The organism is Caulobacter sp. Root1455 (assembly GCF_001426905.1).
Lineage (GTDB): Bacteria > Pseudomonadota > Alphaproteobacteria > Caulobacterales > Caulobacteraceae > Caulobacter.
The window spans coordinates 46,772-68,078 of record NZ_LMFQ01000009.1; the positions used below are offsets into that span (position 1 = coordinate 46,772).

Annotated in this window: 16 protein-coding genes and 1 pseudogene; 10 read left to right on the top strand and 7 right to left on the bottom strand. The window is 67.9% G+C overall.

Annotated features, from left to right (window positions below):
* Nucleotides 1-3 precede the first annotated feature (3 nt).
* The 4 genes from ASD21_RS06560 to ASD21_RS06575 form a co-directional block, all read right to left on the bottom strand.
* Nucleotides 4-840, bottom strand: coding sequence for a rhamnogalacturonan acetylesterase (locus ASD21_RS06560; protein WP_056438450.1), 837 nt, complete (start codon nt 838-840; stop codon nt 4-6).
* Nucleotides 837-1,979 carry an FMN-dependent L-lactate dehydrogenase LldD gene (gene lldD, locus ASD21_RS06565; RefSeq protein ID WP_056438453.1) on the bottom strand — a complete coding sequence of 381 codons (1,143 nt, stop codon included), beginning with the start codon at nt 1,977-1,979 and terminating at the stop codon, nt 837-839. Before lldD ends, ASD21_RS06560 begins: the two co-directional genes overlap by 4 nt.
* 4 nt (nt 1,980-1,983) lie before the next feature.
* Entirely contained in the window at nt 1,984-2,745 is a 762-nt protein-coding gene (locus ASD21_RS06570; RefSeq protein ID WP_056438460.1) for an SDR family NAD(P)-dependent oxidoreductase, read from the bottom strand.
* Between the two features lie 87 nt (nt 2,746-2,832).
* Entirely contained in the window at nt 2,833-3,663 is an 831-nt protein-coding gene (locus ASD21_RS06575) for an IclR family transcriptional regulator (RefSeq protein WP_056438463.1), read from the bottom strand.
* Between the two features lie 233 nt (nt 3,664-3,896).
* Between ASD21_RS06575 and rhmD the strand changes: the two genes are divergently transcribed.
* From rhmD to ASD21_RS06615, 9 genes and pseudogenes are all read left to right on the top strand, one after another.
* Nucleotides 3,897-5,075, top strand: coding sequence for an L-rhamnonate dehydratase (rhmD, locus tag ASD21_RS06580; RefSeq protein ID WP_056438467.1), 1,179 nt, complete (start codon nt 3,897-3,899; stop codon nt 5,073-5,075).
* Between the two features lie 21 nt (nt 5,076-5,096).
* Entirely contained in the window at nt 5,097-5,960 is an 864-nt protein-coding gene (locus tag ASD21_RS06585; protein WP_056438470.1) for a fumarylacetoacetate hydrolase family protein, read from the top strand.
* Entirely contained in the window at nt 5,957-6,721 is a 765-nt protein-coding gene (locus ASD21_RS06590; RefSeq protein WP_056438472.1) for an SDR family NAD(P)-dependent oxidoreductase, read from the top strand. The genes ASD21_RS06585 and ASD21_RS06590 overlap by 4 nt, the downstream gene beginning before the upstream one ends.
* 29 nt (nt 6,722-6,750) lie before the next feature.
* Entirely contained in the window at nt 6,751-7,668 is a 918-nt protein-coding gene (locus ASD21_RS06595; protein WP_056438476.1) for an amidohydrolase family protein, read from the top strand.
* Between the two features lie 29 nt (nt 7,669-7,697).
* Nucleotides 7,698-8,030, top strand: a complete 333-nt coding sequence (rhaM, locus tag ASD21_RS06600) for an L-rhamnose mutarotase (RefSeq protein WP_056438479.1) — start codon at nt 7,698-7,700, stop codon at nt 8,028-8,030.
* Between the two features lie 31 nt (nt 8,031-8,061).
* Nucleotides 8,062-8,152, top strand: a pseudogene (locus tag ASD21_RS25200) (hypothetical protein); the annotation flags it as partial.
* Between the two features lie 93 nt (nt 8,153-8,245).
* The gene (locus ASD21_RS06605) at nt 8,246-11,941 is read left to right on the top strand and encodes a beta-galactosidase (RefSeq protein WP_235524849.1); all 3,696 of its coding nucleotides are present in this window, start codon (nt 8,246-8,248) and stop codon (nt 11,939-11,941) included.
* Between the two features lie 47 nt (nt 11,942-11,988).
* On the top strand, nt 11,989-13,098 hold the full coding sequence (gene bglB, locus ASD21_RS06610; protein WP_056438482.1) for a beta-galactosidase BglB: 1,110 nt from the start codon (nt 11,989-11,991) through the stop codon (nt 13,096-13,098).
* 173 nt (nt 13,099-13,271) lie between these two features.
* Nucleotides 13,272-14,849 carry an MFS transporter gene (locus ASD21_RS06615; RefSeq protein WP_056438485.1) on the top strand — a complete coding sequence of 526 codons (1,578 nt, stop codon included), beginning with the start codon at nt 13,272-13,274 and terminating at the stop codon, nt 14,847-14,849.
* A gap of 77 nt (nt 14,850-14,926) precedes the next feature.
* Here ASD21_RS06615 and ASD21_RS06620 read toward each other — a convergent pair whose 3' ends face one another.
* On the bottom strand, nt 14,927-15,265 hold the full coding sequence (locus tag ASD21_RS06620; protein ID WP_235524850.1) for a hypothetical protein: 339 nt from the start codon (nt 15,263-15,265) through the stop codon (nt 14,927-14,929).
* Nucleotides 15,266-15,399: 134 nt separating this feature from the next.
* Here ASD21_RS06620 and ASD21_RS06625 point away from each other — a divergent pair, with 134 nt between their 5' ends.
* Nucleotides 15,400-17,427 (top strand): MGH1-like glycoside hydrolase domain-containing protein, encoded by a 2,028-nt coding sequence (locus ASD21_RS06625; RefSeq protein WP_056438490.1) that lies wholly within the window; start codon nt 15,400-15,402, stop codon nt 17,425-17,427.
* A 169-nt stretch (nt 17,428-17,596) separates the two neighbouring features.
* Here the strand turns inward: ASD21_RS06625 and ASD21_RS06630 are convergent, their stop codons facing one another.
* Together ASD21_RS06630 and ASD21_RS06635 are read right to left on the bottom strand one after the other, a co-directional pair.
* Entirely contained in the window at nt 17,597-19,177 is a 1,581-nt protein-coding gene (locus ASD21_RS06630; RefSeq protein ID WP_082554652.1) for an alpha-N-arabinofuranosidase, read from the bottom strand.
* Between the two features lie 169 nt (nt 19,178-19,346).
* Nucleotides 19,347-21,149: an IlvD/Edd family dehydratase gene (locus ASD21_RS06635; RefSeq protein WP_056438624.1), complete on the bottom strand. Its 1,803-nt coding sequence runs from the start codon at nt 21,147-21,149 to the stop codon at nt 19,347-19,349.
* Nucleotides 21,150-21,307: the final 158 nt, after the last annotated feature.

The following is a 21,307-nucleotide window of genomic DNA, read 5'->3' on the forward strand; positions in this document are numbered from 1 at the left end:
CGTCTACCGGCCCAGGCAGCGTGGTCCGCCGAGGATCGGCTGGTCGCCGGTCGAGGCCGGGCGGACATAGGCCGAGACCGGCAGCTTCAGGAACGCCAGGCGAGCGGCCACCAGGGCCGCCGCCAGACGCGCGCCGCCCTCGTTGATGTGGGTCGTGTCGCTGATCCCGTTGGGATAGCGGGCGACGCCGTCCCGCGGCGTGTAGATCAGGTAGAAGCCGCGCGACCCCGCCTCGCCCCGCGCCTGCTGGGCGCCCATCATGTCGGCGTCCAGGTCGATCAGCGGCGTGTTCGTGGCCTTGGCCACGTCCCGCACCGCCACCGCATAGGCGCCGTGGGTCTCCTGGACCTGGTCGTCCAGGAACACGTGCTTGGCGATCGGGGTCATCAGCACCGGCTGACCGCCGGCCGCCCGCACGTCGGCGACGAAGCGGGTCAGGTTGTCGGTATAGGCGCCCTGGGGATCGGTGAAGCGGACGATCTTCACCCGGTCGGCGTCGTTGTGGCCGAACGCGATCATCACGGTGTCGCCCGGCTTGATCTTCTCCAGCAGCCCGGCCCACAGCCCCTCTTCGATGAAGGTCTTGGTCGAGCGGCCGCCGCGCGCCAGGTTCACCACCTCGACGCGGGGATCCAGCGAGCACTTCAGCACCATGCCCCAGCCCATCTGCGGATAGGCCGAGGCGCCGTAGTTGGCGGCGGTGGAGTCGCTGGCGATCAGGATGCGGGCGACAGGCGCGGCCATCGGCGGCGGCGGCGGCACGGCGGTGAGGTCCGGCGACGGCGCGCCCGGCGCCGCCTGAGCCAGGGCCAAGGCCGCGACCAGAGAGGCCAGGCTCATCGCTCGACCTTGGCCAGGATGGAGCGGTCGATCTCCGCCAGGGTGTTGACGCCGGTCAGGGCCATGGCCACGCGCATCTCCTTCTCGATCAGGTCCAGCAGCTGGCTCACGCCCGGCCCGCCGCGCGCCGCCAGGGCGTAGACCCAGGCCCGGCCCAGCAGCACGCCCTTGGCGCCCAGGGCCAGCATCCGCACCACGTCCAGGCCCGAGCGCACGCCGCCGTCGGCCAGCACGGTCAGCCGGTCGCCCACGGCGTCGGCGATGTCGGGCAGCGCGCGGGCCGAGGACAGCACGCCGTCCAGCTGCCGCCCGCCGTGGTTGGACACCACGATGCCGTCGGCGCCGATGTCGGCCGCGGCCTTGGCGTCCTCGGGATCCAGCACGCCCTTGATGATCAGCGGGCCCTTCCAGAGGTCGCGGATCCACTCCAGATCCTTCCACTGGATCGAGGGATCGAAATTGGCCCCCAGCCAGCCCATGAAGTCCTCGAGGCCCGAATTCGCGCCCAACACCGGGGCGACATTGCCCAGGGTGTGGGGCCGGCCCATCACGCCGACGTCCCAGGCCCAACTGGGCTTGAACACCGCCTGCATCAGACGCCGCGCCGCCGCGTTGGGACCGCTCATGCCCGAGTGGGCGTCGCGATAGCGGGCGCCGGGCACGGGCATGTCGACGGTGAACACCAGGGCCGTGGCGCCGGCGTCGGCCGCCTTGGCCAGCAGGTCGCGCATGAAGGCCCGGTCGCGCAGCACGTAGAGCTGGAACCAGATCGGCGTCGGACTGGCCTTGGACACCTCGGCCAGGTCGCAGACCGAGACGGTCGACAGGCAGAACGGCACGCCCTTGGCGGCGGCGGCCTTGGCCGCCTGGCACTCGCCGCGCCGCGCGTACATGCCCGTCAACCCCACCGGGGCCAGGGCGACCGGCAAGGCCTGGTAGTGGCCGAACAGGGTGGTCGAGGTGTCGACCTGGGAGACGTCCTTCAGCACCCGCTGGCGCAGGGAAAGGTCGGCTAGGTCCGAGACGTTGCGGGCCAGGGTCCGCTCGGCATAGGCGCCGCCGTCGATATAGTCGAACAGGAAGCGCGGCAGCTTGCGCCGCGCCGCCTCGCGAAAGTCCGTGGTCGACGAGACGATCACCGGATCACTGCAGGTTCACGAACGCGCCGCCGTCGACCAGCAGGGCCGCGCCGGTCACGTACTTGGCCAGGTCCGAGGCCAGGAAGACGATCGGCCCGGCCAGGTCGTCGGGCTCGCCCAGGCGGCCCAGCGGGATGCGGCCGGCCATGTATTCGCGCTTGGCGACGTCGGCCAGGTCTTCCTTGTTGATCGCCGTCTCGATGGTGCCCGGCAGCACCGAGTTGCAGCGGATGCCGTACTTCCCGAGCGCGATGGCGGTCGATTGCATGAGGCTGTGCACGCCGGCCTTGGTCGGGGTGTAGTGGGTCTGCATGCCGCCGCCGACCAGGGCGCTGATCGAGCTGACGGCGATGATCGCCCCGCCGTCGCCCTGCTTGACCATCTGGTTGGCCGCCGCCTGCACCATGTAATAGGCGCCGTGGAGATTGACCCGCATGGTCCGCTCCATCACCTCGGGCGGCATGTCCAGGAACGCGTGGAACGGGCAGATGCCGGCGTTGTTGACGAAGACGTCGACCCGGCCGAACGCCTTGACGGCCGCGTCCACGAAGGCCTTGGCGGTGGCGACCTCGGCCACGTCGCCCTTCACGGCGATGGCGCGGCGGCCCAGGGCCTCGATCTCGCGCACGGCGTCGGCGGCGCCGGCGTCGTCGGCGTGATAGTTGATCGCCACGTCCGCGCCGTGCCGGGCGCAGCCGATGGCGGCCGCCTTGCCGATCCCCTGCGAGGCGCCGGTCACCAGCACCACCTTGTCCTTCAGAAGCATCGTTCCTCCACTCTGCACCAGGGACCGCTTTCATCAGTTGGAGCGTGACGGGCGCCGAAACCGGCATCCACTTTCGGCTGTCACGCTCTACCGTTTGGCGGCCGCTCTCTTCTCGTTCCAACCCAGTTCGACGCCGATGGCGTTGGCGCACTGGCGCACGGTCTCGGTCAGGTCGGCCATGCGCGCGTCGTCCATGTACTGGGCCGCGCCCGAGACGCTGATGGCCGCGACGATCGCGCCGCTGGGTCCGCGGATCGGGGCCGCGACGCAGCGGATGCGGTCCTCGTTCTCTTCAAGGTCGTAGGCCACGCCGCGCTTGGCGTAGTCGCGCATCCAGGCGATCCACTGCTCCTCGTCGGGACCGTGCTCCGAGCGCGGGCCTTCCTTGCGATAGAGCTCGCGCCAGCGCGTCTCGGTCTCGTCCAGCACCAGGGCCTTGCCCAGGCCCGTCGAGCGGATCGGCTGGCGGTCGCCGACGCGCGAGCTGATGTTGATCCGGCGACGGCCGGTCAGCTTGTCCAGGTAGTGGGCGCGGTCGTCTTCCATGACGCCCAGGTGGACGGTGTCCTCCAACTCTTCCCACAGGCGCTCGAGGTGCGGGCGGGCCAGGCGCGGCAGGTCCATCTGCTGGCCGGCCAGATAGCCCAGCTCCAGCAGCTTGGAGCCCAGGCTGTAGCCTTCGCGCGGGGTCTGGGCCAGCAGGCGGCGCTCGACCAGGGCCGTGGCCAGGCGGTGAGTCGTGCTGCGGGTCAGGCCCAGGCGCTGGGCCAGGGCGGGCAGGCCGATGGTGCCGGAATCGGCGACCACGTCGAGCAGATCCAGGCCCCGGAACAGCGTCTGGCTGCCGCTGGGCGCCTTCACGCTGGCACTCTCATCCTTGGCCACTACCGAGGCTCCCCTTGACGCGTCACGTTTCATTTTGTAGCACTCTCTCTCATAATATGGTACCTAGCGCAAGCGGCGAAGGCGACGTTCCGGTCACTGAAAGCCAGGGCGCGCCACCGTGTCATAGGACGTCTCGGGGAGGTAGGCGCGACCGCTCAAGGTTTCGCCAAGCATGTCGAAGGCCTTTGCCTCACGATACGCCCTTCTCTTCCTTTAAGTAGATCGCTTCCTTCTTGGGAAGTGTCGGGCTGGAGCTGGTTTTTCCCATGCCGTTTCCCCTCATCCGGCAAGTTCGGGCCTATGTCGTGCGTGGCGGCGGGGCCGATTATCACGATCAGGGCGAGGGGCACTGGATCGACGACCACATCGCCACCCCGATGTCCCGCTACCCTGAATACCGCCAAAGCCGCCAGAGCTTCGGCATCAACGTGCTGGGCACGCTGGTCGTCGAAATCGAGGCCGCCGACGGCACGGTCGGCTTCGCGGTGACCACCGGCGGCGAGCCCGCCGCCTATATCGTCGAAAAGCACCTGGCCCGCTTCCTGGAGGGCCGCGATCCCACCGAGATCGAGAAGATCTGGGATCAGATGTACTTCTCCACCCAGTACTACGGCCGCAAGGGCCTGGTGGTGAACGCCCTGTCGGGCGTCGACCTGGCGCTGTGGGACCTGCTGGGCAAGCTGCGCGGCGAGCCGGTCTATCACCTGCTGGGCGGCAAGGTCCGCGACGAGCTGACGTTCTACGCCACAGGCGCGCGGCCCGACCTGGCCCAGAAGATGGGCTTCATCGGCGGCAAGATGCCCCTGCACCACGGCCCGGCCGAGGGCGAGGAAGGCCTGCGCAAGAACCTGGAAGAACTGGCCACGATGCGCGAGCGCACGGGCGAGGATTTCTGGCTGATGTTCGACTGCTGGATGGCGCTGGACCTGAACTACGCCACGAAACTGGCCCACAAGGCCCACGAATATGGCCTCAAATGGATCGAGGAGGCGCTGAGCCCCGACGACTACTGGGGCTATCGCGACCTGAAGAAGAACGCCCCCAAGGGCATGCTGGTCACCACCGGCGAGCACGAGGCCACCCGCTGGGGCTTCCGCATGCTGCTGGAGATGGAGTGCTGCGACATCATCCAGCCCGACGTCGGCTGGTGCGGCGGCATGACCGAGCTGGTGAAGATCTCCAACCTGGCCGACAGCCGCGGCGTGATGTGCATCCCGCACGGCTCGAGCGTCTACAGCTACCACTTCGTCACCACGCGCCATAACAGCCCGTTCGCCGAATTCCTGATGATGGCCCCCAAGGCCGACGAGGTGGTGCCGATGTTCCACCCGCAGCTGATCGGCGAGCCCGTGCCGGTGAACGGCAAGCTGAAACTCTCCGACGCCCCCGGCTTCGGCGTCGAACTCAATCGCGAGGTCGGTCTGCACCGGCCTTACGCCCGCTGATCTTCTCGAAAGCCTAGACCCATGAAACTGCTCCGTTACGGTCCCCGCGGCGCCGAAAAGCCCGGCCTCCTCGACGCCGAGGGCCAGATCCGCGACCTGTCGGGCCACGTCGCCGACATCACCGGCGCGGAACTGTCGCCCGCCAGCCTGAAGAAACTGGCCGCCATCGACCCGAAGTCGCTGCCCCTGGTCGACGGCTCGCCCCGCTACGGCGTGCCCGTCAAGGGCGTCAGCAAGTTCATCGCCGTGGGCCTGAACTTCGCCGACCACGCCGCCGAGTCGAACCTGCCGATCCCCGCCGAGCCGGTGCTGTTCACCAAGGCCGTCAGCTGCCTGACCGGCCCGAACGATCCGGTGATGATCCCGCGCGGTTCGGAAAAGACCGACTGGGAAGTCGAGCTGGGCGTCGTGATCGGTTCGCGCGCCTCCTACGTCACCGAGGCCGAGGCCCTGGACCACGTCGCCGGCTACGTGCTGATCAACGACGTCTCCGAGCGCGCCTTCCAGATCGAGCGCGGCGGCACCTGGGACAAGGGCAAGGGCTGCGACACCTTCGGTCCGGTCGGCCCGTGGATGGTCACGTCCGACGAAGTGGGCGACCCGCAGAACCTGGGCATGTGGCTGGACGTCAACGGCCAGCGCAAGCAGGACGGCTCGTCCAAGACCATGATCTTCCCGATCAGCAAGCTGGTCTCGTATATCAGCGAGTTCATGACGCTGGAGCCGGGCGACCTGATCACCACCGGCACGCCGCCCGGCGTCGGCATGGGCCAGAAGCCCGCGCCCGTCTATCTGAAGGCCGGCGACGAAATCCGCCTAGGCATCGAGAAGCTGGGCGAGCAGCGCCAGATCGTCGTCGCCTGGTCCAAGGATGGCGTCGCGTGAGCACCGTCTACGCCAATCCCTATCTTGGCCGCTTTTCCGGCCGCACCGCCGTCATCACCGGCGGGGCTTCGGGCCTGGGCAAGGCCGTGGCCGAGCGCATCGTCGCCGAGGGCGGCCAGGTCTCGCTGTGGGATCTCGACGCCGACGGTCTGAAAGCGACCGCCGCCGAGGTGGGCGCCAAGCATACGGTCGCCCTGGACGTCTCCGACCAGGCGGCCGTCGCCGCCGCCGCCGAGGCCGCCAACCAGGCCTTGGGCCGCATCGACATCCTGGTCGCCTCGGCCGGCATCACCGGCGCCACCGCCCCGGTCCACGAGTACCCGCTCGACAGCTGGCGGCGGGTGATCGACATCAATCTCAACGGCCTGTTCTACTGCTGCCGCGAGGTGGCGCCGTTCATGATCGCCAATGGCTACGGCCGGATCGTCAACGTCGCCTCGGTGGCCGGCAAGGAAGGCAATCCGAACGCCAGCGCCTACTCGGCGTCGAAGGCCGGCGTGATCGGCCTGACCAAGTCGCTGGGCAAGGAACTGGCCACCAAGGGCGTGATCGCCAACGCCCTGACCCCCGCCACGTTCGAGAGCCCGATCCTGGAGCAGCTGCCCCAGAGCCAGGTCGACTACATGCGCGGCAAGATCCCGATGGGCCGCCTGGGCGAGATCCACGAGAGCGCGGCCATGGTCTGCTTCATGGCCAGCGAGGAGTGCTCGTTCACGACCGCCTCGACCTTCGACACCTCCGGCGGTCGCACGACCTTCTGAGGCCGAACCTTAGGGAGAAACGGGGAGCGATGACCTATCTCGGCCCGATCATCGACCCGCACATGCACCTGTGGGACCTGGAGCGGCACTACTACAGCTGGCTCCAGGACACCCCGCTGCCGAACAACCCGGCCGGCGACATGTCGTCGATCGCCTACCGCTCCTATGGGCTCGATGACTACCTGGCCGACACCGCCGGCTGGAACGTCGTCCAGACCGTCCACGTCGAGTGCGGCCTGCCGCCCAAGGACCAGCTGTCGGAGACAGATTGGCTGCAGGGCCTGGCCGACACGCGTGGCGTGATCGGCGGGATCGTGGCGGGAGCCAACCTGAACGATCCGGCCGTCGAGGCGCTGCTCGAAGCCCACGCGGCGCGGGCGACCGTCCGCGGCGTGCGCCAGATCGTCAATTGGCACAGAGATCCGGCCAAGACCTATGGCCCGGCCGACCTGCTGCTGGATCCGCAGTGGCGCAAGGGCTACGCCCTGCTGGCCAAGTACGGCCTGTCGTTCGACCTGCAGCTCTATCCCTCGCAGATGGCCGCGGCCGCGGCGCTGGCCGCCGCGAACCCGGAGGTTTCGGTGATCGTCAACCACGCCGGCATGCCGACCGACCGCGACGAGCCGGGCTTGCAGGCCTGGCGCGACGGCCTGGCGCTGCTGGCCCAACGGCCAAATGTCAGCTGCAAGATCTCGGGCCTGGCGATGATCGACCGGGCGTGGACGATCGACAGCCTGCGGCCCTTCGTGCTGCGGGTCATCGAAACCTTCGGCCCCAGCCGCTGCATGTTCGCCAGCAACTTCCCGGTCGAGAAGGTGCACGGATCGTTCGGCGGCTTCTACGAGGCCTACGACACGATCACGGCGGACTTCGGCGAGGCCGAGCGGTCCCTGCTGTTCGAAGGAACAGCCGCCCGCGTCTACCGCCTGCCGCCGCCGAACGCCTGAACCACAAAGACAAGAAACGGGAGGACACGATGAGCAACCACCAGGACCGGCCCCTCGCCTTCCGCATGCAGTTGAAACCCGGCGTCGCCGCCGAATACGAGCGCCGTCACGACGACCTGTGGCCCGACCTGGCCGCCGCCCTGCGCAAGGCAGGGATCCACGACTATTCGATCTTCCTCGACGAGGAGACGATGAGCCTGTTCGCCGTGCTGCGCCTGCGCCCCGTCAACACCAAGGACGCCCTGCCGCTGGAGCCGGTGATGAAGCGCTGGTGGGACTACATGGCCGACCTGATGGAGGTCCACCCGGACAACAAGCCGGTCGAATGGCCGCTGAAGCCCGTCTTCTACTTCGAGGGCTAGGGATGTCGCGCCAGCCCTTCCGCGCCATCGCGAAAATCTCGTCCTTCGACAAGCTCAGGATGAGGTTTTCGACCGCAACCCCTGCAAATGGGTCTCATCCCGAGCCTGTCGAAGGACGCGGGCCACGCACGGCGCTCGCCGATCGATGCGCCCTTGGCTTAGCCGCCACGCTGCTGGCGACCACCGCCCCCATTCAGTCGTTTGGGGCCGAGCCCGTGCGCTACACGATGACGGCGTTCACCAACGCCAGCCAGTCGAACATGAGCGTCTACGACTCGGCGGACGGGACGCGCTTCACGCTGAAGAAGCCGCTGGCCTACACCCCGCCCAAGGGTTTGATCCGCGACCCCAGCGTGATGCGGCATACGGACGGTTGGTATTACGTCGCCTACACCACCGGCTGGTCGGGCGACACCATCGGCCTGGCCCGCAGCCAGAACCTGACCGACTGGACCTTCCTGCGCGATGTGACGGTGGAAGTCCCCGGCGCGACCAACAGCTGGGCGCCGGAATGGTTCGCGGATCGGGACGGCTCGGTGAATCTGATCCTGTCGGTGTCGACCACCGGCATCGCCGGCCAGTTCCAGCCCTATCGCATCACCGCGACTGACGCCTCGCTGGCGACCTGGAGCGCGCCCAAGCCGCTGGCGGGCCTGGGGCCCAACTTCATCGACACCTTCGTGGTGCGCGAGGGCGGGCTCTACAACGCCTTCGCCAAGAACGAGACCAGCAAGTTCGTCGAGCTCTACACCGCCCCGTCGCTGGACGGGCCGTGGCAGCCAAAGGGCGTGGGCGACTGGGCCGGCTGGGGCAGGTTCCTGGAAGGCCCCGCCCTGAGCCGCGCGCCCGACGGCGCCTGGCGGATCTATTTCGACGCCTACCAGGACAAGCGCTACTGGTTCAGCGACAGCAAGGACGGCTTCCGGACCTGGACGCCGAAGACCGAGCTGCCGGAGCTGTCCGGCACGGTGCGCCACTTCACGGTGCTGAAGGAAGGCGGCGAACCGGCCGTCGCCGCCAGGCCCGCCCCAGTCCATCAGATCACCTGGGACAAATACTCGCTGAAGGTCGACGGCGAGCGCGTCTTCTCGTGGGGCGGCGAGTTCCACCCCTTCCGCGTGCCCAGCCCCGACCTGTGGCGCGACATCCTCCAGAAGATGAAGGCCAGCGGCTACAACACCGTCGCCATCTATTTCGACTGGGGCTACCACTCGCCGAAACAGGGGGTCTACGACTTCAACGGCGTGCGCGACATGGACCGCGTGCTGACCATGGCCAAGGAGGAAGGCCTCTACGTCATCACCCGCGCCGGGCCCTATGTGAACGCCGAGCTGACGCGCGGCGGCTTCCCCGGCTGGATGGTCAACCAGCAGGCCCGGGCCCGCACCGACGCGCCGGAATACCTGACCGCCGCCGACGAGTGGCTGACCCAGATCAACGCCGTCATCGCCCGCCACCAGTTGACCACCGGCCAAGGCACGGTGATCGCCCACCAGATCGAGAACGAGCTGGACGTCGTCGGCGCCCCGCAGCAGCGCTACATGCAGTGGCTGGACGACAAGGCCAAGGCCGACGGGATCACGGTCCCGATCTTCCATAACGACAAGGGCCGCAACGGCTATTGGGTCCCCAAGGGCTCCAACGTGCCGGGCACGGTGGAGGGGCCCAACGACCTATACGCCTTCGACGGCTATCCCGGCGGCAGCTGCAAGGTCGACTCCACCCCCTCCAGTCCCGGCGTCGCGCCCGACTGGGGACTGTACGGACCGGGCGGGGCCAAGGGCGGCGCCTCGGCCAGTCCGAACACCCCCGGCTTCGCGGCCGAGTTCGGCGGCGGCTGGTTCGACTACTGGGGCAGCAACGGCGACTACGACTGCACCGCCATCCATCGCGGCGTCGGCTACCAGCGGGTGTTCTACGCGACCAACATCGCCAACGGCATCACCCTGCAAAGCTTCTACATGACCTATGGCGGGACCTCGTGGGGCTGGCTTCCGGCCCCGGTGGTGTTCACCTCCTACGACTACGGCTCGGCGATCGACGAGGCCCGGGGCCTGCGCGACAAGGCCCGGGTGATGAAGCAGATGGGCGAGTTCGTCGCCGCCGTCCCGGACATCCGCCGCATGGACAAGGGCGAGGCGGTGGCTCCGTCCAACGACAAGGTCCGTGTCTATCACAACGTCAATCCGGAGACGGGCAGCCACCTCTATGTGGTGGTCCACAATCCCAGCAGCGCCACCGGCGACGAGGCCTTCACCTTCAAGGTGAAGACCCGTGACGGCGAGTACGTGGTCCCCTCGCGGATCAAGGGCCAGGACAGCAAGATGCTGATGGCCGGCTACGATCTGGGCGGCCAGCGGCTGGTCTATTCGACGTCCGAGATCCAGACGCACCTGAAGTGGAACGACGGCGACCTGGCCCTGCTCTACGGCCGCGTCGGCGAGGCGGGCGAGACGGTGCTGCGTTATGCGTCCTCCCCAAAGGTCGAGGTGCTGGAAGGCGAGGTCGCCCAGGCGTTCGACGCCGCCAAGGGCGATCTGAAACTCACCTACACCCACAAGGGTCTGACCCGCGTGCGGATCACCGGCGGCGGACGCCCGTCCCTCACCGTGCTGCTCGCCGACGCCGAGACCGGCCAGACCTTCTGGCGCCGCGACACCTTGTTGGTGCGTGGCCCGGGCCTGGTCCGGAGCGACACGATCAAGGGCGGCGTGCTCAGCCTGACCGGCGACACCGAGACCGACAGCCCGCTGGAGGTCTTCGCGCCCAGGGCGGTGACCGCGATCCGCTGGAACGGCGCCAAGGTCGCGGCCAGGACCACCGCCTCGGGGAGCCTGCTGGCCGACAAGTCCCTGGCGGGACCGGCGGCCGTGACCGTGCCCGACCTCGCCACACTCGACTGGAAGACCGCGCCCGGCGCGCCCGAGGCCGATCCCAAGTTCGACGACGCCGCGTGGCTGAAGACCGAGGGCCGCCGCAGCGGCTCGACCGTGCGCGGCCCCACGGGCCAACCGGCCCTGGACATGAGCGCCTACGGCTTCCACCAGGGCGACGTCTGGTATCGCGGCCGCTACCAGGGCAAGCCCGACATCGACACCCTGACCCTGCACTACGGCGGCGGCGGCGCGGGCATGCTGCAGGTCTGGCTGGACGGCCGGTTCCTGGGCCAGCACGAGCTGGACGGCGGCCTGCCCCGCCCGATCACCACGGGCGTGGCCACCTTCAAGCTGCCCGCGGACCTGCGCGGGTCCGGCGAGCACCTGATCTCGGTGATGGTCCGCAACAACGGCCACAACTGGGACCTGGACGCCGACGACTTCCACAAGGAGGCCCGCGGCCTGGTCTCGGCCTCGCTGTCCAGCCCCACCAGCTACAGCTTCGCCGTGCCGATCGCCTGGAAGATCCAGGGCAATCTGGGCGGCGAGGACATCCAGGACCCGGTGCGCGGCAACGCCAACAACGGCGGCCAGTATGGCGAGCGGATGGGCTGGCACCTGCCGGGCTTCCCCGACGCCGCGTGGGCCAAGACCGACATGGCCGCGACCAAGCCCTACGCCGGCACGACCTGGTACCGCACGAGCTTCGACCTGAACCTGCCCAAGGACCAGGACACCACCCTGGGCCTGACGATCGGCGATCCGACCACGCCGCGCTCGCCGGGCCGCTATCGGGTGCTGATCTTCGTCAACGGCTGGAACATGGGCCAGTTCATCGCCAATGTCGGCCCGCAGCGGACCTTCGTCCTGCCGACCGGGATCATCGATCCGCACGGCAAGAACACCCTCGCCCTCGCGGTGACCAGTGACGGCGCCCCCGGCGACGCCCTGGAGACCGTCAAGCTCGTCAACCTGCGCACCGTGCGCGGCGGCCTCCCCGTCGCCCGCGTTCCCGCGCCCGATTTCAAACCCTAGACCGGACGCTCCCCCGTCCGCGCGAAGACCTCCAAGGAGACCACCCCGTGCCCAATCTCGCCCACGGCCTCGAGGCCAAGGACATCAAGGCCAAGATCGCCCTGCTGATCAGCAACCTGGTCGACATCCAGGACGAGACCGGCGAGTTCCTGCTGCGCCTGGACGACGGCCGGGTGATCGACACCAAGGGCTGGAACGACTGGGAATGGACCCACGGCGTGGGCCTATACGGCCTGTGGAAGCAGTACGAGATGACCGCCGATCCGCGGGCCTTCGAGATCATGACCCAGTGGTTCGCCGACCGCTTCGAGGCCGGCACCCCGACCAAGAACATCAACACCGTCTCGCCGTTCCTGACCCTGGCCTACCTGTACGAGGCCACCGGGGACCACACCTACCTGCCCTATCTGGAAACCTGGGCCGACTACGTGATGTACGAGGGCCCGCGCACCGAGGAAGGCGGCTTCCAGCATATCGTCTTCAACAGCGAGAACCCGCAGCAGCTGTGGGACGACACGCTGATGATGAGCGTCCTGCCGCTGGCCAAGATCGGCCTCTTGCTAGGCCGCGACGACTTCGTCGAGGAGGCCAAGCGCCAGTTCATGGTGCACGTGAAATACCTGGCCGACCGCAAGACCGGCATGTGGTTCCACGGTTGGACCTTCGAGGGCCGGCATAACTTCGCCGACGCCCTGTGGGCGCGCGGCAACTGCTGGGTGACGATCGCCATCCCCGAGTTCATCGAGCTGTTGGACCTGCCGCCCGGCGACGCCCTGCGCGACTTCCTGATCGACACGCTGGAAGCCCAGATCAAGGCCCTGGCTCGATACCAGGACCAGGACACCGGCCTCTGGCATACCCTGGTCGACGACAAGACCTCGTACCTGGAGGCCTCGGCCACGGCCGGCTTCGCTTACGGCGTGTTGAAAGCCGTGCGCAAGCGCTACGTCGGCAAGGAATACCAAGAACTGGGGATCAAGGCGCTGAAGGGCGTGCTGGCCAATATCAACGAGGCGGGCGAGCTGGGGCAGGTGTCGTTCGGCACCCCGGTGTTCGACACCCTGCAAGGCTACAAGGACATCCCCCTGACCTCGATGCCGTACGGCCAGTCCCTGGCCATCCTGGCCCTGGGCGAGTTCCAGCGGGCGTTCATCTAAAACTCGGCGCGCGGTCCTCGTCCTTCGACAAGCTCAGGATGAGGACCATTGCCGGCGCCGGGAAGTAGAAAAACCTCATCCTGAGCTTGTCGAAGGACGAGGTTTTCGTCCCAGCGGCCGGACGTAACACCAAGACGGGGCTTCAGACCCTGTCCCAAAGGGAAGAGACGACGATGGCGACGCCGGACATCCGCAAACCCTCCTGGGTCACCTACTGGAGCTGGGGTTCCGGCGACATGCTGGGAGCCGGGGCTCAGGCGGTCATAACCGGCTGGCTGGCCTACTTCTTCATCACCTTCTGCGGTCTGTCGGCGGTCGAGACGGGCCTGATCCTGGGCCTGCCGCGACTGCTGGAAGCGATCACCTGCCCGCTGATCGGCTACATCTCGGACAACCTGCGCCACACATGGGTCGGGCGGCGCATCGGCCGACGCAAGATCTTCCTGATCGTCACCATCCCGCTGCTGCCCGCCTTCGCCCTGATCTTCGTCACGGGCCAGACCTTCACCTACTACCTTCTCACCTTCGTCTTCTTCGAGTTCCTCTACACGATGTTCCTGATCCCGTGGGAAACCCTCGCGGCAGAAATGACTAAAGATTACAAAGAGAAGGCCAAGTTCGCCGGCGTGCGGATGCTGATCGCCCAGAGCTCGGCGATCCTGGCCTCCTACCTGCCGACCCTGATCATCAACCACTTCGGCGGCAAGGATTCGTCCGGCACCTTCCTGATCATGGCGGCGATCTTCGGCGGCCTGTTCAGCCTAGTCGTGCTGCTAGTGGTGCTGTTCACCTGGGAGCGGCCCTATACCGAGGCCGAAAAGCTGATCCAGCCCGAGCCCATGGACTGGGCCAAGGCCGCGCTGATCCCGGTCAACATGTTCCGCGACCTGTTCTCGACCCTGCGCATCAAGGCCTTCCGCCAGCACCTGTCGCTGTATCTGGGCGGCTATATCTCGCAGGACATCTTCAACACCGCCTTCCCCCTGTTCGTGGCGACGGTGATGATGGGGGCCACCCTGGTGATCTCGCAGTTGATGACCACAATGTACGTCGCCCAGCTGATCTCGGTGATGATCGCCATCAACGTGGTCATCCGCACCGGGCCCACCGTCGCGTACCGCATGGCCATCAGCTTCGTCGGCGCGGCCCTGCTGCTGTTCCTGGCCTTCTACCTGATCCGGCCGGCGGGCTTCGCCGAGGGCCCGACGGCCCTGGGCGGCAACCTGTTCGGCGGCGGCGCCTCGCCGACCGTGCTGTTCTGGCTGTTCGTGCCGATCATCCTGGCGGGCCTGGGCCGCGGCACGCTGAACTTCGTGCCCTGGAGCGTCTACAATTACCTGCCCGACGTCGACGAGGCCGTGACCGGCCAGCGCCGCGAGGGCATCTTCGCCGGGGTGATGACCTTCGTGCGCAAGATCGCCCAGTCGGGGGCCATCGTCGTCACCACCTCGCTGATCGGCCTGGGCGGCTATATCTCCGCCGACAAGGCCCATCCCGGCGTGGCCGTGGTCCAGTCGCCCGAGGCGGTGCGCGCCGTCGTGCTGGTGATGGTCGGCGGGCCGATCCTGGTCATGCTGTGGGGCCTCTGGATGTCGTGGTCCTTCCGCCTGAACGCCCGCACGCATGAGGTCCTGATCCACGAGGTCGAACGCCTGCGCGCCGGGGCCACCGAGGCCGAGAGCGACGAGTCCAAGGCGATCGTCGAGAACCTGACCGGTTGGCGCTACGAGCGGCTGTGGGGGCGCGGGTAGGCTCTAGAGCGTTCTACTTTCAGCGCCGCGCTTGGTCCTCGTCCTTCGACAAGGTTTTCGCCTCCCGAATTTGATCCCTACCCCTGACCGGGGACCGGCAGCCTCTCCATGATCTCCACCGAGTCCCCCGGGAAGATCGCGAAGTGCGGGTGGTTCTCGAACATCGCCGCCGCCGCCTCGTGGGACTCGGCCCGGACGATCACATAGCCGGCGACGCGGTTGCGAATGTCGCTGACGCCGTCCGCCCCTGTCTTCTTGGTCTTGCCCAAGGGACCGCCGCCGTCGACCACCGCCGCGGCGTGATCGGCCATCCACTGACCCCACGCGGCCATGCCCTTGGTCTTGGTTTCGTCGCTGAGCGACGAGGGGTCCATCGGCGTGTCGGATCCCATGTACAGAGCCAGAAACGTCTTCATCGCCATCTCCCTTGTTGGCGTGCCCCCTACAGGACGGGCGGGAGCCTAACGCTTTCCTCGCCGGACTCGCATGAAAGATTGGCGACGCCCGCCAAGCCGAATAATACTCAGACAAAATTACCGGGGAGGATCGGATGGCGTCGACGAGACTGGGCTTGAAGCTGGCCATGGCGCTGTGGGCGACGACGGCCCTGGTCGCGCCGCCCGCCCTGGCGGCCTCGCCGAAGCTGGACGCCCACGCGATCGCCACGGCCCGGTTTGGAAACGACGCCCCCTGGTACGAGGGCAATATCCCGCTGTTCGAATCCTCGGACCAGAAGCTGGAGCAGATCTACTACTACCGCTGGAGCGTGTTCCGCGCCCACCAGCGCGACCTGGGTCCGCGCGGCTATATCACCACCGAGTTCCTGGACGACGTCGGCTGGCAGCGCGAGCCCTATGCCAGCCTCAACGACGCCACTGGCTTCCACATCCAGGAGGGGCGCTGGCTGCGCGACCGGCGCTATGCCGGCGACTATGTCGACTTCATGTACGAGGGCGGCGGCAACGACCGCCACTTCGCCGAGGCCATCGCCGACGCGACCTGGGCCCGCTTCCTGGTCGACGGCGACCAGGACGCCGCCACCCGCCACCTCGGCGCGATGAAGCACATCTACGCCCTGTGGGACGACCACTACGACTTCGACAAGAAGCTGTACTGGATCGAGCCGCTGCTGGACGCCACCGAATATACGATCAGCTCGATCGACGCCTCGGGCGGCAAGGACGGCTTCAGAGGCGGCGACGCCTTCCGTCCCTCGATCAACAGCTACATGTACGCCAACGCCCGGGCGATCAGCGGGCTGGCGGCCCTGACCGGCGACACGGCGACCGCCGCCGACTACGCCGCCCGCGCCGACGTGCTGAAGGTGGAGGTGCAGAAGAGCCTGTGGAGCCAGGACTTCGCCCACTTCATCGACCGCTACAAGGTCAACAACGCGCACGTGAAATACTGGGACCCGATCCGCGGCCGCGAGCTGGTCGGCTACCTGCCCTGGACCTTCGGCCTGCCCGACGACACCCCGGCCTACGCCCAGGCCTGGAAGCACGCGGTCGATCCGAACCAGTTGGCCGGGCCGGCCGGCCTGCGCACCGTCGAGCCGTCGTACGAGCACTACATGCGCCAGTACCGCTACGAGGGGACCGCGCCGGAGTGCCAGTGGAACGGGCCGGTCTGGCCGTTCCAGACCACCCAGGTGCTGACGGGCCTGGCCAACCTGCTGAGCGACTACCATCAGGACGTGGTCACCCGCGCCGACTACGCCCGCCTGCTGGCCCAGTACACCCAGCTGCATTTCAAGGACGGCAAGCCGGACCTCGAGGAGGACTACGATCCGGCCACCGGCAAAGCCATCGTCGGCCTGGCCCGCAGCCACCACTACAATCACTCCGGCTATGTCGACCTGGTCATCAGCGGCCTGGTCGGCCTGCGGCCCCGCGCCGACGACGTGCTGGAGGTCAATCCGCTGGCCCCCAGCGACCCGACCGATCCGAACTTCCTGCAGTATTTCAGTCTGCGGGACGCGCCCTATCACGGCCATCTGGTCGGGATCTCGTGGGACGCCGACGGCTCGCGCTACGGCCGCCAAGGCCTGGTGGTGACGGTGGACGGCCAGGAGGTCGCCGCCTCGCCGACCTTGAAAAGGCTGACCGCGCCGCTGGCGCGCAAGGCGCCGACGCCGATCGCCCGGCCGATCGACCTGGCGGTCAATCTGGTGCGCTCGGACTATCCGCGCGGCTCGGCCTCGGCCGGCGACGATCCCAAGACCGTTCACCAGGCCCTGGACGGGCGGGTGTGGTTCTTCCCGGAGATGGCCAACGGCTGGTCGCCGGGTGCGGACGCGAAGCAGCCGTGGTTCGCGATCGACTTCGGCAAGCCGGTGTCGGTGCGCTCGGCCGAGCTCAGCTTCTTCGCCGACGACAAGACCTTCTCCGGACCGTCGCGCTACCGGCTTGAGGCCTGGCGCGACGGCAAGTGGGTGGACCTGGCCAAGGCCCCCGCTCCGTTGGCCAACGGCGTCGACCGCACGGCCTGGGCGCCGATGACGACCACCAAGCTGCGGGCGGTGTTCGATCTCGCGCCGGGCAAGGACATGCGGCTGGTCGAGATGAAGGTGTTCTAGCTTCTCGAAATATCCGCTCATCCCGGCGAATGCCGGGACCCAGATCCTATAGCGGAGAGGTTGACGGGATGAGCTCAGAGCATTCTGGAACCCGTCCCAGCTTTTCCATCTGGGTCCCGGCATTCGCCGGGATGAGCGGAGCAAAAAGGGGGCGCGAGCCCCCTGAGCTCTAGTTCAGATCCAGCACCACCACCGACTTGCTCGGCAGGATCGCGGTCAGGGTGTCGCCCTTGATCGAAGCCGCCGTGAAGGCCGCCGGCTTGACGGCGTTCGGGGCTTCGAACGTGTTGTGGGCGCTCATGGTCGGCCCGGTCAGCACCCGGCCCTTGGCGGTCTTGCCGGTCATGCCCGAGAGCTTGACCGTCACGGTCGCCGACTTGTTCGGATCCAGGTTCACCAGGGCCAGGTGGACCACGCCGGCGGTGTCCTTGCCCGCCGAGGCGCTGACCGCCGGCACACTGGACTTGCCCACCGTATAGGCCGGGCTGTTCAGCTCGACCGGCAGGGAGGTCGCCCCCTGGAAAGGCTTGTACAAGTCGTAGACCCAGTAGGTCGGGGTCAGGACCATCTTGTCCTTGTCGGTCAGGATCATCGCCTGCAGCACGTTGACCATCTGGGCGATGGCCGTCAGCCGCACCCGGTCGGCGTGCTTGTGGAAGATGTTCAGGGTGGCGCCGGCCGCCACCGCGTCGCGCATGGTGTTCTGCTGGTACAGGAAGCCGGGATTGGTGCCCGGCTCGACGTCGTGCCAGATCCCCCATTCGTCAACGGCCAGGCCGACCCGCTTCTTGGGGTCGTACTTGTCCATGATGGCGGTGTGCTTGCTGATCAGGTCTTCCATGCGCAGGGCCTGGAACATGGTGTCGGCCCAGACCTGTTCGTCGAACTGGGTGGCCGAACCCTTGTTCTCCCACTTGCCGCTGGGGATCGTGTAGTAGTGGACGCTGATCTGATCCATGTTCTTGGCCGCGCCGGCCATCAAGGTTTCGGTCCAGCTGTAGTCGTCGCTGTTGGCGCCGCCGGCGATCTTCTCGGTCTTGGTCCCCTTCGGCACCCGGATGAACTCGGCGAAGTTGCGGTAGAGATCGGTGTAGTGGGCCGCCGTCATCTGGCCGCCGCAGCCCCAGTTCTCGTTGCCGACCCCGAAATAGTCGAGCTTCCAGGGCTTATCGCGGCCGTTGGCGCGACGCATGTTGGCGATCGTCGAGCTGGTCGGCGAGACCATGTACTCGACCCACTCGGCCATTTCCTGGGGCGAGCCGGTGCCGACGTTGCCGGCGACGTAGGTCTTGGCCCCGATCAGCTCGGCGAACTCCATGAACTCGTTGGTGCCGAAGCTGTTGGGCTCCTCGACGCCGCCCCAGACGACATTGACCTTGGTCGGGCGCTTGTCGCGCGGGCCCACGCCCTCGCGCCAGTGATAGTCGTCGGCGAAACAGCCGCCCGGCCAGCGGACCAGCGGCACCTTGATGGCTTTCAGGGCCGCGACCACGTCGTTGCGGTAGCCCCTGGTGTTGGGGATCTTGCTGTCCTCGCCGACCCAGACGCCCTCGTAGATGCCGCGCCCCAGGTGTTCGGCGAACTGGCCGTAGACCTCGGGCTGGATGACCGGACCCGGCTGGTCGGCGCGCAGGGCGCCCGTGACGGCGGTCTGGGCGACGGCGGCTCCCGCGCCCGCCAGGGCGGCGGAGGCCAGAACGCACGAGGCGAGTCCGGCGACGAGCGCGTGCTTCAGCGTGGTCAGCTTCACGTGTTTTCTCCCTAGGCCCGCCGTTTGTCGGCGCTGGTGCTGGTTCGAAGGTCGGGGCGGCGCCCCGGACTAATGGTTATCCCGGGGCAGGCCCTTGGTCTGGGCGATGCGCTGGTACTTGACCGCCGGCTCCAGCACCGCCCCGGTGTCCATCTGGCCGATGATGGCNCTAATGGTTATCCCGGGGCAGGCCCTTGGTCTGGGCGATGCGCTGGTACTTGACCGCCGGCTCCAGCACCGCCCCGGTGTCCATCTGGCCGATGATGGCCCGCTGGATCTCCTGCCAGGGCGTCTGGCTTTGCGGATAGGCGTAGCCGCCGGCCGCCTCCAGCGCCTTGCGCCGTTCGACGATCTCCTCGGGGGTGACCAGCACGTCGACCCGCGACTTGCGCAGGTCGACCCGCACGCGGTCGCCGCTCTTGAGCAGGGCCAGGCCGCCGCCGGCCGCCGCCTCGGGCGAGGCGTTGAGGATCGAGGGCGAGCCGGAGGTGCCCGACTGGCGCCCGTCGCCCAGGCACGGCAGCTGGTGGATCCCGCGCTTGATCAGGTAGTCGGGGGCCCGCATGTTGACCACCTCGGCCGCGCCCGGATAGCCGATCGGCCCGGCCCCGCGCATGAACAGCACGCTGCGCTCGGTKATGCCCACCGACGGATCGTCGATSCGGCGGTGGTAGTCCTCGGGRCCGTCGAACACCACSGCCTCGCCCTCGAAGGCGTCGGGGTCGTCGGGGTCGGACAGGTAGCGGTCGCGGAATTCGGCGGTGATCACGCTGGTCTTCATGATCGCCGAGTTGAACAGGTTGCCGCGCATGACCACGAAGCCGGCGCGCTGGACCAGCGGCTTGTCGAAGGGGCGGATCACCGCCTCGTCCTCGATCGYCGCGCCGCGGCAGGCCTGGCCGATCGTCTGGCCCGACACGGTCAGGGCGTCCTCGCGGATCAGCCCCTGGCCCATCAGCTGGTTGACCACGGCCGGCACGCCGCCGGCCCGGTAGTAGTCCTCGCCCAGATAGTCCCCGGCCGGCTGCAGGTTGACCAGCAGCGGCACCTGCTCGCCATAGGTCTGCCAGTCGTCGACSGASAGCTCCACGCCCATGTGGCGGGCCAGGCCGTTCAGGTGGATGGGGGCGTTGGTCGAGCCGCCGATCGCCGAATTGACGACGACGGCGTTGAGGAAGGCGTCGCGGGTCAGGATGTCGGACGGCTTGATGTCCTGCAGGGTCAGCTCGACGATCCGCAGGCCGGTCTCGTAGGCGTTCTGTTGCCGGTCGCGATACGGGGCTGGAATGGCCGCCGAGCCGGTCAGCGACATGCCCAGCGCCTCGGTCAGCGAGTTCATGGTCGTGGCCGTGCCCATGGTGTTGCARTAGCCGGTCGAGGGGGCCGAGCTGGCCACCAGCTTGATGAAGCCGGCCCGGTCGATCTCGCCGGCCGCCAGCATCTCGCGGGCCTTCCAGACGATGGTGCCCGAGCCCGTGCGCTCGCCCTTGTGCCAGCCGTTCAGCATCGGGCCGACCGACAGGGCGATGGCCGGGATGTTGACGGTSGCGGCGGCCATCAGGCAGGCCGGGGTGGTCTTGTCGCAGCCGATGGTCAGCACCACCCCGTCGATCGGATAGCCGTACAGGATCTCCACCAGGCCCAGRTACGACAGGTTGCGGTCCAGCCCCGCGGTCGGGCGCTTGCCGGTYTCCTGGATCGGATGGACCGGGAACTCCAGGGCGATGCCGCCGGCCGTGCGGATGCCTTCGCGCACCCGCTCGGCCAGGACCAGGTGGTGGCGGTTGCACGGCGACAGGTCGCTGCCGGTCTGGGCGATGCCRATGATCGGCTTGCCCGACTGCAGTTCGTCCAACGACAGGCCGAAGTTCAGATATCGCTCCAGATAGAGCGCCGTCATGTCCGCGTTGTCCGGATTGTCGAACCAGGCGCGCGAACGAAGGGCGCGGGGCGGAACGGCGGCAGAGCTCATGATCGTCNCCAGATAGAGCGCCGTCATGTCCGCGTTGTCCGGATTGTCGAACCAGGCGCGCGAACGAAGGGCGCGGGGCGGAACGGCGGCAGAGCTCATGATCGTCCTTGATAGGCGGCCCCTGATGGACAAGGGGGGCCTTGGGTCGGCGGCGGCAG